The sequence below is a fragment of the Roseomonas sp. F4 genome (genome assembly GCF_053891155.1).
Genome location: NZ_JBSSHK010000001.1, coordinates 1,467,054 through 1,482,317, shown reverse-complemented (window position 1 = coordinate 1,482,317; position 15,264 = coordinate 1,467,054). Strand labels below are relative to the sequence as shown.

At 67.8% G+C, this 15,264-nt stretch carries 13 protein-coding genes; 7 read left to right on the top strand and 6 right to left on the bottom strand.

Translation table 11 applies throughout. From position 1 onward, the window contains the following. Positions 1-136: 136 nt before the first annotated feature. On the top strand, positions 137-577 hold the full coding sequence (locus ACVFYP_RS07190) for a cupin domain-containing protein (protein ID WP_499199443.1): 441 nt from the start codon (positions 137-139) through the stop codon (positions 575-577). 15 nt (positions 578-592) lie between these two features. On the opposite strand, the gene ACVFYP_RS07185 is transcribed toward ACVFYP_RS07190, so the two are convergent. The 4 genes from ACVFYP_RS07185 to ACVFYP_RS07170 all read right to left on the bottom strand — a co-directional run bounded on the left by ACVFYP_RS07185 (position 593) and on the right by ACVFYP_RS07170 (position 6,478). Beyond that, entirely contained in the window at positions 593-2,155 is a 1,563-nt protein-coding gene (locus ACVFYP_RS07185; protein ID WP_499199442.1) for an acyl-CoA synthetase, read from the bottom strand. 36 nt (positions 2,156-2,191) lie between these two features. Continuing rightward, positions 2,192-3,853 carry an FMN-binding glutamate synthase family protein gene (locus ACVFYP_RS07180; RefSeq protein WP_499199441.1) on the bottom strand — a complete coding sequence of 554 codons (1,662 nt, stop codon included), beginning with the start codon at positions 3,851-3,853 and terminating at the stop codon, positions 2,192-2,194. An 82-nt stretch (positions 3,854-3,935) separates the two neighbouring features. Next, positions 3,936-5,666 carry a thiamine pyrophosphate-binding protein gene (locus ACVFYP_RS07175; RefSeq protein ID WP_499199440.1) on the bottom strand — a complete coding sequence of 577 codons (1,731 nt, stop codon included), beginning with the start codon at positions 5,664-5,666 and terminating at the stop codon, positions 3,936-3,938. A gap of 2 nt (positions 5,667-5,668) precedes the next feature. Further along, positions 5,669-6,478: a hypothetical protein gene (locus ACVFYP_RS07170; protein WP_499199439.1), complete on the bottom strand. Its 810-nt coding sequence runs from the start codon at positions 6,476-6,478 to the stop codon at positions 5,669-5,671. An 89-nt stretch (positions 6,479-6,567) separates the two neighbouring features. On the opposite strand from ACVFYP_RS07170, the gene ACVFYP_RS07165 reads away from it, so the two are divergent. Together ACVFYP_RS07165 and ACVFYP_RS07160 are read left to right on the top strand one after the other, a co-directional pair. Further along, entirely contained in the window at positions 6,568-7,557 is a 990-nt protein-coding gene (locus ACVFYP_RS07165) for a thiamine pyrophosphate-dependent dehydrogenase E1 component subunit alpha (protein ID WP_499199438.1), read from the top strand. 1 nt (position 7,558) lies between these two features. Beyond that, positions 7,559-8,533, top strand: coding sequence for an alpha-ketoacid dehydrogenase subunit beta (locus tag ACVFYP_RS07160; protein WP_499199437.1), 975 nt, complete (start codon positions 7,559-7,561; stop codon positions 8,531-8,533). A gap of 3 nt (positions 8,534-8,536) precedes the next feature. Here the strand turns inward: ACVFYP_RS07160 and ACVFYP_RS07155 are convergent, their stop codons facing one another. Continuing rightward, positions 8,537-9,709, bottom strand: a complete 1,173-nt coding sequence (locus tag ACVFYP_RS07155; protein ID WP_499199436.1) for a multidrug effflux MFS transporter — start codon at positions 9,707-9,709, stop codon at positions 8,537-8,539. 233 nt (positions 9,710-9,942) lie between these two features. Here ACVFYP_RS07155 and ACVFYP_RS07150 point away from each other — a divergent pair, with 233 nt between their 5' ends. The 4 genes from ACVFYP_RS07150 to ACVFYP_RS07135 are packed head-to-tail and all read left to right on the top strand — an operon-like array spanning position 9,943 to position 14,272. Continuing rightward, positions 9,943-10,989 carry an ABC transporter ATP-binding protein gene (locus ACVFYP_RS07150; RefSeq protein ID WP_499199435.1) on the top strand — a complete coding sequence of 349 codons (1,047 nt, stop codon included), beginning with the start codon at positions 9,943-9,945 and terminating at the stop codon, positions 10,987-10,989. 36 nt (positions 10,990-11,025) lie between these two features. Next, positions 11,026-12,354, top strand: a complete 1,329-nt coding sequence (locus ACVFYP_RS07145; RefSeq protein ID WP_499199434.1) for an ABC transporter substrate-binding protein — start codon at positions 11,026-11,028, stop codon at positions 12,352-12,354. 57 nt (positions 12,355-12,411) lie between these two features. After that, positions 12,412-13,368, top strand: a complete 957-nt coding sequence (locus tag ACVFYP_RS07140; RefSeq protein ID WP_499199433.1) for a carbohydrate ABC transporter permease — start codon at positions 12,412-12,414, stop codon at positions 13,366-13,368. Then, a complete protein-coding gene (locus ACVFYP_RS07135; RefSeq protein WP_499199432.1) occupies positions 13,361-14,272 on the top strand; it encodes a carbohydrate ABC transporter permease in 912 nt (303 codons plus the stop codon). Before ACVFYP_RS07140 ends, ACVFYP_RS07135 begins: the two co-directional genes overlap by 8 nt. Positions 14,273-14,499: 227 nt before the next feature. On the opposite strand, the gene ACVFYP_RS07130 is transcribed toward ACVFYP_RS07135, so the two are convergent. Continuing rightward, positions 14,500-15,261: an SDR family oxidoreductase gene (locus ACVFYP_RS07130; RefSeq protein ID WP_499199431.1), complete on the bottom strand. Its 762-nt coding sequence runs from the start codon at positions 15,259-15,261 to the stop codon at positions 14,500-14,502. Positions 15,262-15,264 lie beyond the last annotated feature (3 nt).

Here is a 15,264-nt window from a genome sequence, read left to right as displayed (position 1 = left end):
TCCAGAAACGGAAATGTCTCGCGGATCTTCCAGGAAGGGCTGAGCGCGACCTCGTCTCGCGCACCGCACAGGGAAGATCGCAATGGATATCTTGGCCAACAAGCCGACCGCCGGCACCGATAGCGAATGGTGGGAGGTGACGCCCGGCGAGCGATTCACCATCCGCACCTCCATCGCGCAAACCGGCGGCATCTACACGATGCTCGAAATCATCGCCGACCCGCGCAACGGCGTCCCGATGCACGTCCACGCCCATGAGGAGGAACACTTCGTGATCCTCGAAGGCAGCCTTCATCTCATGATGGGCGATCGGCAGCGGGAGCTGGGCGCGGGCGATACGGCGACGGTCCTGCGGGGAACGCCGCATGCCTGGGCCAATCTTTCGGACGGCATTGTCCGGATGCTGATCATCTTCTCGCCCGGCCAGATCGAGGAGACCTTTCGGCTCATCGGCACGATGCAGGGCAAGGATTTCAGCGCCATCGCGGCGTCGAATGAAGCCGGCGGCTCAATGATCGTGGGGCCTTCGCCCTTCGCCGGCATCCATTCCATCATGTCGCCGCGGCCGAGCGCATAGGGCGCCGAGGCGGAATCAGAAACCGATCCCCTCCTCCGCCAGCTTGGCCCGGATCAGCGCCTTCGGCACCTTGCCGTATCCCGACTTCGGCAGCGCATCCCACAGCACGATGCGCAGCGGCTGCTTGTAGCGGGCGATGCGGGGGGCGAGGTGCGCCAGCAGCGTTGGCTCGTCCGCATCCATCCCCTCATGGCAGACCACGCAGGCGATGCCGGCCTCGCCCCATTTGGGATGCGGCAGGCCGACCACCGCGGCCTCCGCCACCGCCGGGTGGGTCAGCAACGCCTCCTCCGCCTCCCGCGGATACACGTTGGAGCCGCCGGAGATATACATGTCCGAGGCCCGGCCGGTGATGAACAGGAAGCCGCGCGCATCCAGCATCCCGAGGTCACCGGTGTGAAACCAGCCGCCGAGGAAGGCCTTTCGGGTCGCCTCAGCATTCTCGAAGTAGCCTGCGAAGACGGCGGGGCCGCGCACGCAGATCTCGCCGATCTCACCCGGTTGCAGCCGCGCGCCGCGATCGTCCAGAATGGCGATCTCCATGCCCGTGCGCGCCACGCCGCAGCTTCCGGCGTTTTCCGGCAGATGCTGGTCGGGCCGCAGCACGGTGATATTGCCGGTGACTTCGCCAAGGCCGAAATACTGCACCAGGCAAGGCCCGAGCTTTTGGAGCGCCTCCTGCTGGTCCGCATCGTACATCGGCGCGCCGGCATAGATCACGTGGCGCAGGCTTTGGTGGTCGTGCCGGTCCACGGCCGGGTGGCGCACCAGCGTGGTCAGGATGGTGGGCACGGTGAACATGTTGGAGACGCGGTGGCGTTCCACCAGCGCCCAGGCCTCGGCGGGGTCGAATTTCTCGCCCGACAACAGCACCGTCGCAGCGCCGCGCGCCACCTGGGACAATTGATGAATGCCCGCGCCGTGCGACAGTGGCGCCACGACCAGGGAGGCATCGCGCTCCGTCAGGCCCGGCATCAGATCGGCCAGATGGTTGGTGACGACAAAAGCCATCTGCCCATGCGTCAACACCGCCGCCTTCGGCCGGCCGGTGGTGCCGGAGGTATAGAAGAACCAGCAGGGATCGCCGTATTCGACCTCCGCCTCATGATCCGGCGGCGGCGGTGTGGCGGCGGCGAGCAGGGCCTCGTAATCCAGCTCCCCCGGCCCGGCATCGCCCAGCGCGATGACGTGGCGCAGATGCCGCGATTCTGCCCGCACCGCCTCGGCATGCCCGCCAAACCCCGCATCCCGCAGCATCACCACGGCGCGGGAGGAGGCGCCGAGATACGCCACCTCCGCCGGCGTCAGCCGGAAATTCGTCGGCACCCAGACGGCGCCGATCTTGAAACTGGCAAAGAGACTTTCGAGCATGGCGTTGGAATTGCGGGCATGCACCAGCACCCGGTCGCCCTTCACCACGCCCAGCTCGCGCAGCGCCTGGGCCAGGCGGTCCACCCGCGCATCCAGCTCCGCGAAGCTCCAGTGCCGGTCGCGCCAGATCAGCGCCGGATGATCCGGCAGGCGTCGCGCGGTCTGCGTCAGCAGCCGCCCCAGATTCATCGCCGTCGCCGGACCCATCGCGCCCCTCCATCCCTTTGAGGGGCAGGATAGGGGCTAAACCGCCTCCCGCTCCAGGCGCGGGGTGACGCTCGCGCGCGGCGCGAAGCTATGGGCATCCGCCATCTGCCAGGCCTCCCGGAAGCGCGGGTCATGGGTGCCGTGCAGCAATTCGCCCGGGGCGAGTTCCGGGAACAGCTCGGCGAAGCTGCGCACCTCCTGCGCCGAGACGCGGCGGAAGAAGTGCTGGGGGCGAAGCTGGCTGGGATGGTCGAGGCCGGCGGCCGCCACCAGCTCCGAGAGGGCGGCCACGGTCGCGGCCTGGAACTGGGTGACGCGCTGGGCCTTGTCCAGCACCACCAAGGCGCGGGACCGGGTCGGGTCCTGCGTCGCCACGCCGGTCGGGCAGCGATCGGTGTGGCAGGACAGGGAATGAATGCAGCCCAGCGCGAACATGAAGCCGCGCCCCGCATTGCACCAGTCCGCCCCCAGCGCCAGGGCGCGGGCCATGTCGAAGGCGCTGGCGACCTTGCCACTGGCACCGAGCCGGATGCGGTCGCGCAGACCGATGCCGATCAGGGCGTTGTGGACGAAGTTCAGACCCTCCCGCATCGGCATGCCGAGATGGTCCATGAATTCCAGCGGTGCCGCGCCGGTGCCGCCTTCCGCGCCATCCACCACGATGAAATCCGGCGTGATGCCTGTCTCCAGCATGGCCTTGCAGATCGCCAGGAATTCCCAGCGATGGCCGATGCACAGCTTGAAGCCGGCGGGCTTGCCGCCGGACAGGCGCCGCATCTCCGCCACGAAACGCAGCAATTCCACCGGCGTGGCGAAGGCGCTGTGGGCGGCGGGGGAGATGCAATCCTCCCCCATCGCGATGCCGCGCGTGGCCGCGATCTCGGCACTGACCTTGGCCGCCGGCAGCACGCCGCCATGGCCCGGCTTGGCGCCTTGGCTGAGCTTCAGCTCCACCATCCGCACCTGCGGCAGGGTGGCATTCTTCTCGAACAACGCCGGGTCGAAGCGCCCCTGCGCGTCGCGGGCGGAGAAATAGCCCGAGCCCAATTCCCAGATCAGGTCGCCGCCGCCCTCCCGGTGATGCGGGCTCAGCCCACCCTCCCCGGTGTCATGGGCGAAGCCGCCCGCCTTGGCGCCGCGATTCAGCGCGCGAATGGCATTGGCGGAGAGCGAGCCGAAGCTCATGGCGGAGATATTGAGCAGGCTCGCGCTGTAGGGCTGGGTGCAATCCGGCCCGCCGATCACCAGCCGCGGCGCGGCCTCCGCCACTGGGCACGGCGCCATGGAATGGTGCAGCCATTCGAAGCCGTCCTGATAGACATCGTATTGGGTGCCGAAGGGGCGCTTGTCGAGCTGGCCCTTGGCGCGCTGATAGACCACGGCGCGCTTGTCGCGGGAAAATGGCGTGCCGTGCTTCTCATCCTCGAAGAAATACTGCCGCATCTCCGGCCGGATTTCCTCCATGATGAAACGCAGATGCGCGGCGATGGGATAGCTGCGCAGGATGGCATGGGTCGGGTGGAACAGGTCCCGGAAGCCCCGCGCCGTCAGCCCGCCGAAGACCAGCAGCAGTGGCAGCACCCACGGCCAGGCACCGGGCGCGAGCGCCAGGCCCAGCAGGCAGGCCAGGCTCGCCAGCACCACCAGGGTCAGCGTGATATAGCGCGGCGAGAAGATCAGGATGCGGCTGCTGGGCATGGCGGTCCTCCGAGGTCCACCACCCTATCAGGCAGACCTCGCGAATCCGTTACGACGCTTGTATGACAGCGCCGCGAAAAGGTCAGACCGGGCGGTCGCCCTTGTTCACCTTCAGCGTCCGGTTATCCGCCGCCGGCAGCATCTTGGCCGGGTCGCGCGTCACCACGATATCGAGCACCGTGGGCGTATCCGTATTCTCCAGCCCGGCCTGGATGGCACCGGCGAGCTTTTCCGGGTCCTCCACGCGGATGCCCTGGCAGCCCATGGCATTGGCGATATTGGCGTAATTCATTTCCACCAGGTCGCTCGACTGGTAGCTGCCCGGGCCGAAGACGGCGTGCTGGAGCGCCTTCACATAGCCGGAGGCGGCGTTGTTGAAGATGCAGGCGACGATGGGCGCGCCGACGCGGCGCGCGGTCTCGAGATCGCCCATCGACATGTTGAAGCCGCCATCGCCGGTCAGGGAGACGACGCGCCGCCCCTTCCCCACCCCGATCTGCGCCCCGATGCCGCCCGGCACGCCGTAGCCGATGGAGGCAAAGCCGCGATCCGCCACGAAGCCGCGCCCGGCCCGCTTGGTGTCGAACAGCAGCCCGCCCCAGTGTCCCGCGAAGCCCCCATCGGCGACCAGCACGGCATCCGCCGGAAGGATCTTGTTCAGCTCCCCCATCAGGCGCCCGACATTGATCGGCGATTCCACCGATTCCAGGCGGTCCTTGGCGGATTCCAGCCAGGCCGCCATGCGCTTCGGCACCTCCGCGCACCAGTCCGCGCGGCGATCGGCGCGCGGGCCCAGTTCCGCCAGCAGATCCTCCAGCCCGCAGCGCGCATCGCCCACCAGCGCCACATCCTGCCGCGTGGTCCGGCCGATTTCCTCTGCGACGATGTCGAGGTGGATCAGCGGCACGCCGGAGGGCATCAGCGAGAAACGCTTGGTCGCGATCTCGCCGAGCTTGCAGCCGACGACGAGAAGACAGTCGCTCATGCCGATCAGATCATTGGCGATGCGGGAGTAGCGGCCGAAGACGCCGGCCGAGAGCGCATGGTTGCAGCCGATGGCGCCCTTGCCGGACATGGTGTGCGCCACCGGGATGCCCTGCGCCTCCGCCAGGGCTGCGAGCGCCTCATAGGCCTCGCTGATATGAACGCCACCACCGGCCAGGATCAGCGGGCGTTCCGCCTTGGCCAGCAGGGCTGCGGCACGCGCCAGGTCGTCCCGTGCGGGGCGGGAACGCCGGGCCTGGGCGCGCAGCGTGCCCGGATCGAACCAGAAATCACCGGCGTCGAAGTCGTGCTCCCCATGCGCGATATCCTCCGGCACCGCGATCAGCACCGGGCCGGGACGGCCGCTGGTCGCGACGGCGAAGGCGCGGCGGATGTGTTCCGGAATGCGGGAGATGATCTCGACGCGGATCGCTTCCTTGACCAGCGGGCGCAGCACATCGAATTGCCGCGCCTCCTGCGTCATGTTCTTCCAGGCATGCTGGCGGTTGGCGTCGCCGATGATGGCGACCATCGGCATGCCGGCATTGAAGGCCTCCGCCAGCCCCGTCGCGAGGTTCGTCGCGCCCGGGCCAAGCGTGCCATCGACCAGCCCCGGCCGGTTGGTGACGCGGGCATAGGCATCAGCAGCGAAGGCGCCGCAACGCTCGTCGTTGATCAGGTAATGCTGCACGCCGAGAACGCGGCAGGCTTCGTAGAAGGGCAATAGCTGAAAGCCGCCCATGCCGAACATCGGCCCTGGCTCATGCAGCTTCAGCATCTCGGCAAGCGCGGCGCCGCCGGTCATGCGGCGCGTGGCATTGGCTGACATGGTTACAGGCTCTCCAGGATCTTGGCGACGAAGTCGCGGGTCGAAAGTCCGATGCAGGCACCGCGCGCTTCCGCCGGGCCGTTGAGGGCGGAGATGTAGCCATCCTCCCAGCTGCTGGTCGCATCGCCGATGCGGGCCGAGAAGACGGAGACTGTGGCGGCCGCGATGCCCCGCGCGGCCAGCGCCGGCAGGCGGGACAGGCCGGCGCGGTCGATACCGATGCCGGCGTCGTTGTAGATGGCGGCCAGCACATCCGCCTTCACGGCGGTGGCGGGGCGGCCGCCCAGCAGCCCGCCATGCGATCCAGTGATGATGATCTGCCCCGCATCCTCCGGCCCGACCAGGCCGTTGGAGTCGAGGGCGATGATCCGCACGCCCTTTTCGGTGGCGATGTCCCGCCGCGCCTCATCCATGCCGCCGGGCGCCTCCCCAGCCGGCAGGCGGGCGGCGAGCAGAAGGTCGAGCGCCGTGGTCACGCGCATCCCCTCCCGCAGCCCGAGCGCCATGGCGGGGCCGTTGACGGTGGAGAGCAGGCCGCGTGCCAGCATATCGGCGCCATCACCGATCCGGGCACTTTCATGCGCCACCGCGGCGGCGGGGATGAAGCGGCCTTCCAGCCAGAAGATGCCGCCGACGCCGGCCCTTTCCCGGCCGATTCCCGCATCATGCAGCAGCAGCCCGGCGACACCCTTCCGGGCCGCATACCAGGCGGCATAGACGGCCCCGTGGCTCGCACAACAGGCCACCTGGCCCCGCGCCTCGTCACCCAGCTGCGTGACGCTGTCCACCACCAGTGGCGGCGTATCCGGCATATCCTGCCCTCCCCTGGCTTGATTCCTTCGCGCGCTGTCGCATCCTTCGCAAGCCCCCCGTCCAGAAGGGGGTGATGAGGGGGAGCCGGATGACCAGGATCGGGGACAACCGCGCGCGGCTGCTCGCGCTGTATACCACAATGTGCCGCATCCGCGCCTTCGAGGAGACGGCGCTGGCTGCCCACCGCGCCGGCGAGATCCCTGGCCCCCTGCATGTCTCCATCGGGCAGGAAGGCGTCGCCGCCGGCATCTGCGGCAATCTGCGGCGGGACGATCGCATCACCTCCAACCATCGCGGCCATGGCCACGCCTTGGCCAAGGGCGCCGGGGTGGCAGGGATGATGGAGGAGCTGTTCGGCCGTGCCGGCGGCCATTGCCGCGGCAAGGGCGGGTCGATGCATATCGCCGATTTCAGCGTCGGCATGCTCGGCGCCAATGGGGTGGTGGCGGGCGGCATCCCGATCGCGGTGGGTGCGGCGCAGGGGCTGAAGCTGCTGGGCCAGGACGCCATCGTCGCCTGCTTCTTCGGCGACGGCGCGATCAATCGTGGCCCCTTCCTGGAAGGGCTAAACTGGGCCGCGCTGTACCGGCTGCCCGTTCTCTTCGTGTGTGAGGACAATGGCGTGGCCGCCTTCACCGCCACCGCCAGCGTCACCGCCGGCCCCGGCGTGGCGGCGCGGGCCGAAGCCCTCGGCGTGCCGACGGTCAGCGTCGACGGCAATGACGCGGCGGCGGTGGACGAGGTCGCGGCGCGGATGGTGGCGGAAGTCCGCACCGGCACTGGCCCACGCCTGCTGCACGCCACCACCTATCGCATCACCGGCCATACCAGCACCGACCCCGCCGCCTGGCGCGACCCCGCGGCCGTGGAGGCCGCGCGCGCGGCGGAGCCCATCGCCTGGCTTCGCGCCCGGCTGGTCGGCGAAGGTGTCGCCGGCAGCGCGCTGGATGTCATCCAGGGTAATGCGCTGGAGGAGATGTCCGCGGCCCGTGTCGCGGCGCTGACCGCGCCCTGGCCCGATCCCGCCGTGGCCTGGGCGGATGTGCAGGATGCCGGCGCTGTGCGTGGGGAGGCCTGAGATGGACCACATCACCTTGGTGGAAGCCGCCCGCCGCGCTGCGCTTCAGGAAATGCGGCGCGATCCCGGCGTCTGGGTGCTTGGCGAGGATGTCGCCCGTGGCGGGCTGTTCGGCCAGTATCGGGGCTTTCTGGAGGAATTCGGGGAACAGCGCGTGGTCTCCACCCCGATCAGCGAAAGCGTCATCATGGGTGCCGGCCTCGGCGCCGCGCTGGTCGGCACGCGGCCGATCATCGAGATGCGGATCTTCGACTTCGTCATGTGCGCGATGGACGAGCTGGTGAACCAGATCGCCAAGGTGCGCTACATGTTCGGTGGCCAGGCGAAGCCCGCGGTGGTGATCCGCATGCCGCACGGCATCTGGCGCAACTCCGCAGCCCAGCACTCGCAGATGCTGGAGTCCTGGTTCACGCATATTCCCGGGCTGGTGGTCGCCGTGCCGTCCACCCCGGCCGATACGGCGGGGTTGCTGGTGACGGCCATTCGCAGCGACGACCCGGTGCTGTTCTTCGACCCCAAGAACCTGTTCCCGCTGACCGGCCCTGTGCCGGAGGTGATCGAGCCCATCCCCTTCGGCCAGGCCCGCCGGCTGCGGGAGGGTCGTGACATCACCCTCGTCACCTGGTCCGCCATCCTGCCACAGGTGGAGGAGGCGGCGGGGATGCTGGAGCAGCGCGGGATCAGCGCCGATGTGCTGGACCTGCGGACGCTGTGGCCTTGGGATGAGGCGGCCGTCGCGAACTCCCTCACCCGCACCGGCCGGCTGCTGGTGGTGCATGAGGCTGTGACCACCGGCGGCTTCGGGGCGGAGGTGGTGGCGCGGATGGTGGAACTGCTCGGCCCCGGCGCGCTGAAAGCGGCGGGCCGGCTGGGTCAGCCCCGCGTGCCGGTGCCCTTCGCGCCACCGCTGGAGGATGCGCTGAAGGTGGACACGGCCAAGATCGTGGCGGCGGCGGAGGCGCTGATGCGGCGCTGATCCTCAGGCCGCACGCCGCAGCGCCAGATGCGCGGTCAGCCCACCGAGGCCCGCCAGCGCGATCAGCCCGCCCATGGCGATGGCGGAGGTGCCGCCAAAGGCGCCCAGCACGGCGCCCACCACGGCGCCGACACCGAATTGCAGCGTGCCCATCAGGGCGGAGGCGCTGCCCGCCATGCGCCCCATCGGTGCCATCGCCAGCGCCGTGCTCAGCGGCAGCACCGATCCCAGGAAGGCGAGGTACAGGAAGAAGGCGGCCAGCAGCGGCAGCAGGGCGCCGCTGGTCACCGCCAGCAGCACGCCGACGCTGGCGGTGGCCAGCAGCGACAGGGTGATGACCAGCAGCTTCGAGGGCGCCTGCCGACGCACCAGCCGGGCGATGATCTGGCTCGCCAGGATCAGCCCAAAGGCATTGCCGCCAAAGGCCATGCCGTATTCCACCGGGCCCAGCCCATGCACCACCATCAGCAGATGCGGTGACCCGACCAGATAGGCGAAAAGGCCTGCCATCGGCACCGCGCCGGCCAGCGCATGTGCCAGGAAGCGGCGGTCCTTCAGCAGGCTGAGATAGACCAGCAGCACGGCGCCGAAATTGTCCTGCCGCCGCCGCTCGGGCGGCAAGCTTTCCGGCAGCCAGGCCTGCATCACCAGCAGCGCCAGAACGCCATAGATGGCCAGGAACCAGAAGATCGCGCGCCAGCCCAGCGCCGCCAGCAGCCAGCCGCCCAGCATCGGCGCCAGGATCGGCGCCGCGCCCATGGCCAGCATCAGCATCGACATCATCCGCACGGCGCCGCGCTCGTCACACAGGTCGCGCACCACGGCACGCGCCACCACCACGCCGACGCAACCGCCCAATGCCTGTGCCAGACGCAGCCAGACCAGCGCATCAGCCGAACTCGCCAGGGCGCAGCCGATGGAGGCCAGGGTATAGACCCCCATGCCGACGAATAGCGGCACCCGTCGCCCCAGCCGGTCCGACAGCGGGCCATAAACCAACTGCCCCGCCGCCATGCCCAGCAGGAACACCGCCAGGGTGCGCTGGATGGCCGCGGGGCTGGCGCCGAGATCGGTGCCCATGGCGGGAAAGGCGGGCAGGTACATGTCGATGCCCAGCGGGCCGAGGGCGGTCAGCGCGCCCAGTAGGATGGCGAGCCGACGGTAGTGCTCAGGCATTGGGTCCTGAACCTTTGCTGCTATGCAGCATTTCCTAGACCCGCCATATGCCATCGTCCAGCGCGCGCGATGAGGGGGGCAGCCATGCGGCGCGATCCCGTCTGCCGGACTTAGCGCGCCAAAGCGCAACCCCGAAGGCTGCCACGCGAGGTTGCGCGGGGCGTGAAGGCATGTGTAGCCTTCTCTCGCGTAGTCGCCGGCAAAGGTGGCACGCGGGGGAGACGTAAACGATCATGGCCACAGTCTCGGTGCGGCAGGCGCTCAAGTCCTTTGGCACCACCCGCATCCTGCACGGTGTTGATGTGGAGATCGCGGACGGCGAATTCGTCGTCCTGGTCGGGCCATCGGGCTGCGGCAAATCCACGCTGCTGCGGATGATCGCGGGGCTTGAGAACATCTCCGGCGGCGAGATCGCGATCGACGGGCGCGTGGTGAACAACGTGCCGCCGAAGGATCGGGACATCGCCATGGTGTTCCAGAACTACGCGCTCTACCCCCACATGACCGTGCGGCAGAACATGGCTTTCTCGATGAAGCTGGCCAAGGCGCCGGCCGATATCATGGAAGCCGAGGTGCAGCGCGCCGCCAAGATCCTCGGCCTGGACGCGCTGCTGGACCGCTATCCGCGCCAGCTTTCCGGCGGCCAGCGCCAGCGCGTGGCGATGGGTCGCGCCATCGTGCGGCATCCCCAGGTCTTTCTGTTCGACGAGCCGCTGTCCAACCTGGATGCCAAGCTGCGCGTGCAGATGCGCTCCGAAATCCGGGAGTTGCAGCAGCGGCTCGGCACCACGACCATCTACGTCACCCATGACCAGATCGAGGCCATGACCATGGCCGACCAGATCGTGGTGATGAATGGGGGACGGATCGAACAGGCCGGCGCACCGCTGGCACTTTATGACAAGCCGGCGAACCTGTTCGTCGCCGGCTTCATCGGCAGCCCGGCGATGAACCTGCTGCCAGGCAAGGTCACGCCCGAGGGCTTCCTTCTCGAAGGTGGCGCCCTGCTGCCACTGCCGCCCGGCGCGCCCGCCCACGCCGTCACCTACGGCATCCGACCGGAGCATATGAGCCTGTCCGAGGATGGGGTGGAGGGTGTCATCGTGCTGGTGGAGCCGACCGGATCGGAAACGCAGGTCACCCTGCGTCTCGGCGAGACGGTGGTGACGGGCGCCTTCCGTGAACGCGTGCAGGGCCGCCCTGGCACGACGCTGCGGGTCATGCCGGATCTCTCCCTGGTGCATCTGTTCGGTCCGGATGGAGGACGCTTGCCAAGCTGACGACGCCGACAACAAGCAAGGAGGAAATCAAGAAAAATGAACCATCTCATCACACGCCGCGCGGCGCTGGCACTGACCGGCTCCGCGCTCGCCGCTGGCCAGGCCGGCGCCCAGGCCATCCCGACGCAGCCCGCCCCCCCACTCAACTTGCCGATCGAGCGCGGCGCCACGCTGCGCATGCTGCGCCCCGTGCGTTTCGTGCAGCCGGATGAGGAGGTGTTCCGCGCCAATTGCGCGCGCTTCACCCAATCCACTGGCGTCGAGGTCCGCGTCGACTTCGTGGGCTGGGAGGACATCACCCAGCAGACCGCGGTCACCGCCAATACCGGCGCCGGCCCGGACCTGATCATCGGCTTCAACGAAGCGCCGCACATCTATTCCGACAAGCTGGTCGAGCTGACGGATGTCGCCGGCTATGTCGGCACGAAATACGGCGGCTGGAAGGCCATGGCGCAGCGCTACGGCAAGCGCGCCGGTAGCGAGGCCTGGGTCGGGCTGCCCTTCGGCTCCTCCGGCGGGCCGCTGGTCTGGCGCAAATCCTCGGTGAACGCCGCGGGCTTCGAACGTCCGCCCGAGGACCATGCCGGCTTCCTGCGCCTCTGCCAGGCACTGAAGGCCGCCGGCAAGCCCGCGGGCTTCGCGCTCGGCAATGCAGTGGGCGACGGCAACGGCTTCGCGCAGTGGCTGGTCTGGTCCTTCGGCGGCTATCTGGTGGATGAGAACAACGAAGTCGCCATCAACAGCCGCGAGACCATCGCCTCCCTCGAATATCTGAAGGAGCTGTACCAGACCTTCATCCCCGGCACGATCGCCTGGGGCGATATCAGCAACAACCGCGCCTATTCCGCCGGCGAATGCCACCTGACGGCGAATGGCGTGTCGCTGTACTTCTCCATGAAGAACGACCCGGCGCTGCGCCCCATCGCCGACGATACCGAGCATTCGCTGATGCCGCTCGGCACGCAGGCGACCTCCCCCATGGCGGGGCTGACGCTGAACGCCATGGTGTTCAAGCACAGCCGCTTCCCCAATGCCTCGAAGGCCCTGCTCGCCTTCCTGCTGGAGACGGAGCAGTACGACCCCTGGCTGCAGGCCAACCTCGGCTACTGGTCGCAGCCGCTGAACGCCTATTCCAACAGCGCCGTCTGGAATTCGGACCCGAAGGTCTCGGTGTTCAAGGGCGTGATGGATACGACCTTCTACGCTGGCTACAAGGGCCCGATCAGCCAAGCCTCCGCTGCCGCCAACGCGGATTACGTCATGGTGCAGATGTGCGCCTCCGTCGCCTCGGGCCAGGCGACGCCACAGCAGGCGGTGGCCGAGGCCGAGCGCCGCGCCCGCCGCTTCTTCCGCTCCCGCCGCTGAGAACCGGCCGTGGCGCGCGCATCACGCGGGCGCCACGGCCCAACACGGGATTACGCAATGTCCGCGACAACCGCCGCGCCGGTCTGGACCAAGATGCGCCCCAAACAGGGCGCGCTCTCGCGGTTGTTCGACTGGAAGCCGTTCCTCGCCTTCGTCTGCCTGCTGCCCGCGGTCGGGCTGCTGATGACCTTCCTGACCTATCCGCTGGGCCTGGGCATCTGGCTCGCCTTCACCGACACCACGATCGGGCGTGAAGGCATCTGGATCGGTATCGAGAACTTCATCTGGCTGATGGACGACCCGATCTTCTGGAATGCGGTCTTCTACAGCGTCTTCTACACCGGCGTCGCAACCATCGGGAAATTCGCGCTCGGGCTGTGGCTGGCGCTGCTGCTGAACCAGCATGTGCCCTTCAAGTCGATGCTGCGGGCCATCATCCTGCTGCCCTGGATCGTGCCCACCGTGCTGTCGGCCATCGCCTTCTGGTGGATCTACGACCCGCAATTCTCGATCATCTCCTACATGTTCATCAAGATGGGGCTGATCGACAGCAACATCGACTTCATAAACACCGCATGGCCGGCCCGCTGGTCGCTGATCGCGGCCAATATCTGGCGCGGCATTCCCTTCGTCGCGATCTCCCTGCTTGCCGGGCTTCAGACCATCTCGCCGTCGCTCTATGAAGCGGCGCTGTTGGATGGCGCCAGCGCCTGGCAGCGCTTTCGCTACATCACCTTCCCGATGCTGCTGCCAATCCTGGCCATCGTGATGACCTTCTCCATCATCTTCACCTTCACCGACTTCCAGCTGGTCTACGCCATCACGCGCGGCGGACCGGTGAATTCCACACACCTCCTGGCCACACTGGCCTTCCAGCGCGGCATCCAGGGCGGGCAGTTGGGCGAAGGCGCGGCCATCGCCGTCTCCATGATCCCGTTCCTCGTCTTCGCCACGCTGTTCAGTTATTTCGGCCTGGCACGGCGCAAGTGGCAGCAGGGAGAAGGCAATGACTGACGCCGCCGTGACGACGCCCGAGGCGAAGTCCACCAACACCTCCTCCGCCCAGCCGGAGACGATGGCCTGGGACAGCAAGTCCCGCCGTTTCGTCATGCTCTATCTGCCGCTGTGCTGCTTCCTCATCATCCTGCTGTTTCCCTTCTACTGGATGACGGTGACAGCCTTCAAACCGAACGCCGAACTGTACAACTTCACCGAGCACAATCCCTTCTGGATCAGCTCCCCCACGCTCGACCACATCCGGCTGCTGCTGTTCAACACGGCCTATCCGAAATGGCTGATGACGACGATGCTCGTGGCCATCTGCGCCACCGTGCTGTCGATCTTCGCCAGCACCCTCGCCGCCTACGCCATCCAGCGACTTCGCTTCAAAGGCAGCCAGTATGTGGGGCTTGCGATCTACCTCGCCTATCTCGTACCCCCCTCGATCCTGTTCATCCCGCTGGCCACCATGGTGTTCCAGCTCGGGCTGTTCGACACACCCTTCGCGCTCATCCTCACCTACCCAACCTTCCTCATCCCCTTCTGCACTTGGCTGCTGATCGGCTACTTCAAATCCATCCCCTTCGAGCTGGAAGAATGCGCGCTGATCGACGGCGCCACACGCCTGCAAATCCTGTGGCAGATCACCCTGCCCCTCGCGGTGCCCGGCCTGATCTCCGCCGGCATCTTCAGCTTCACCCTGTCCTGGAACGAATTCATCTACGCCCTGGCCTTCATCCAGAGCAGCGAAAACAAAACCGTCCCCGTCGCCATCCTGACGGAACTCGTCACCGGCGACGTCTACCAATGGGGCGCCCTGATGGCCGGATCCCTGCTCGGCTCCCTGCCCGTCGCGATCTTCTACTCCTTCTTCGTCGACTACTACGTCAGCTCGCTGACGGGTGCCGTGAAGGAGTAGGGCGGCTCCGCAGGGAGGGCTCTGCCCTCCCCGCACCCCTCCCGCGAAGGGGCAGTGGCCCCTTCGAACCCATGGATGAGGGGCAGGAAGGAGGAGGGGCCGGCGCGCGCGCTGAACCCGCGGTCCCGCCATGCCCCTCCTCCTTCCTGCCCCTTAACGGGATTCCAAAGGGACCACTGTCCCTTTGGCAGGGGGTGCAGGGGGACAGCGTCCCCCTGCCGCGCGCCCTACAGCTTCTGGCTCAGCGCCGCGACGTAGCTGCGGTTGTGGGTGGGGGTGATCCAGACTTCGTTGATGGTGACGTGTCTGGGCAGACAGGCGATGTAGCGGATGAGGTCGCCGACGTCGGCGGACTGCACCATTTTGGCGCGTTCTTCGGGGCTGACTGGGTTGGGGCGTTTGTCGAGGATGGGGGTGGCGACTTCGCCGGGCAGCAGGGCGCAGCTGCGGATGCCGTTGATGCCTTCTTCCATGTTGATGGTGTGGCTCATGGCGACGACGGCGTGTTTGGCGGCGGTGTAGCCGGCGCCGGAGAGCATGGAGATGTTGCGGCCGGCCATGGAGGCGGTGTGGATCAGCACGCCGTCCTTTTGGGGGCGCATCAGCGGAAGGGCGACGGTGACGGCGTAGAAGGCGGAGTTGAGGTTGCCGCGCACCAGCTCATCGACGCCTTCGGGGCTGAGCACGGCCCAGCGGCGCGGCTGGATGTTGAGGCCGGCGTTGTTCACAAGGATGTCGAGCCGGCCGAAGGTGTCGGAGAGGAAGCGGCCGATGGCCTGCACGGCGGCGGAATCCATCATATCCGCGGCTTGGACATGGGCTTTGCCGCCTTGGGCGGTAATGCGCGCGGCGACGTCGGTGAGCGGGGCTTCGCGGCGGCCGGTGAGGACGAGTTCGGCGCCTTCCTCGGCGAGGGCCAAGGCGGCGGCTTCACCGATGCCGCTGCCCGCGCCCGTGACCCATGCGATCTTTCCTGCGAGACGCGCCATGGT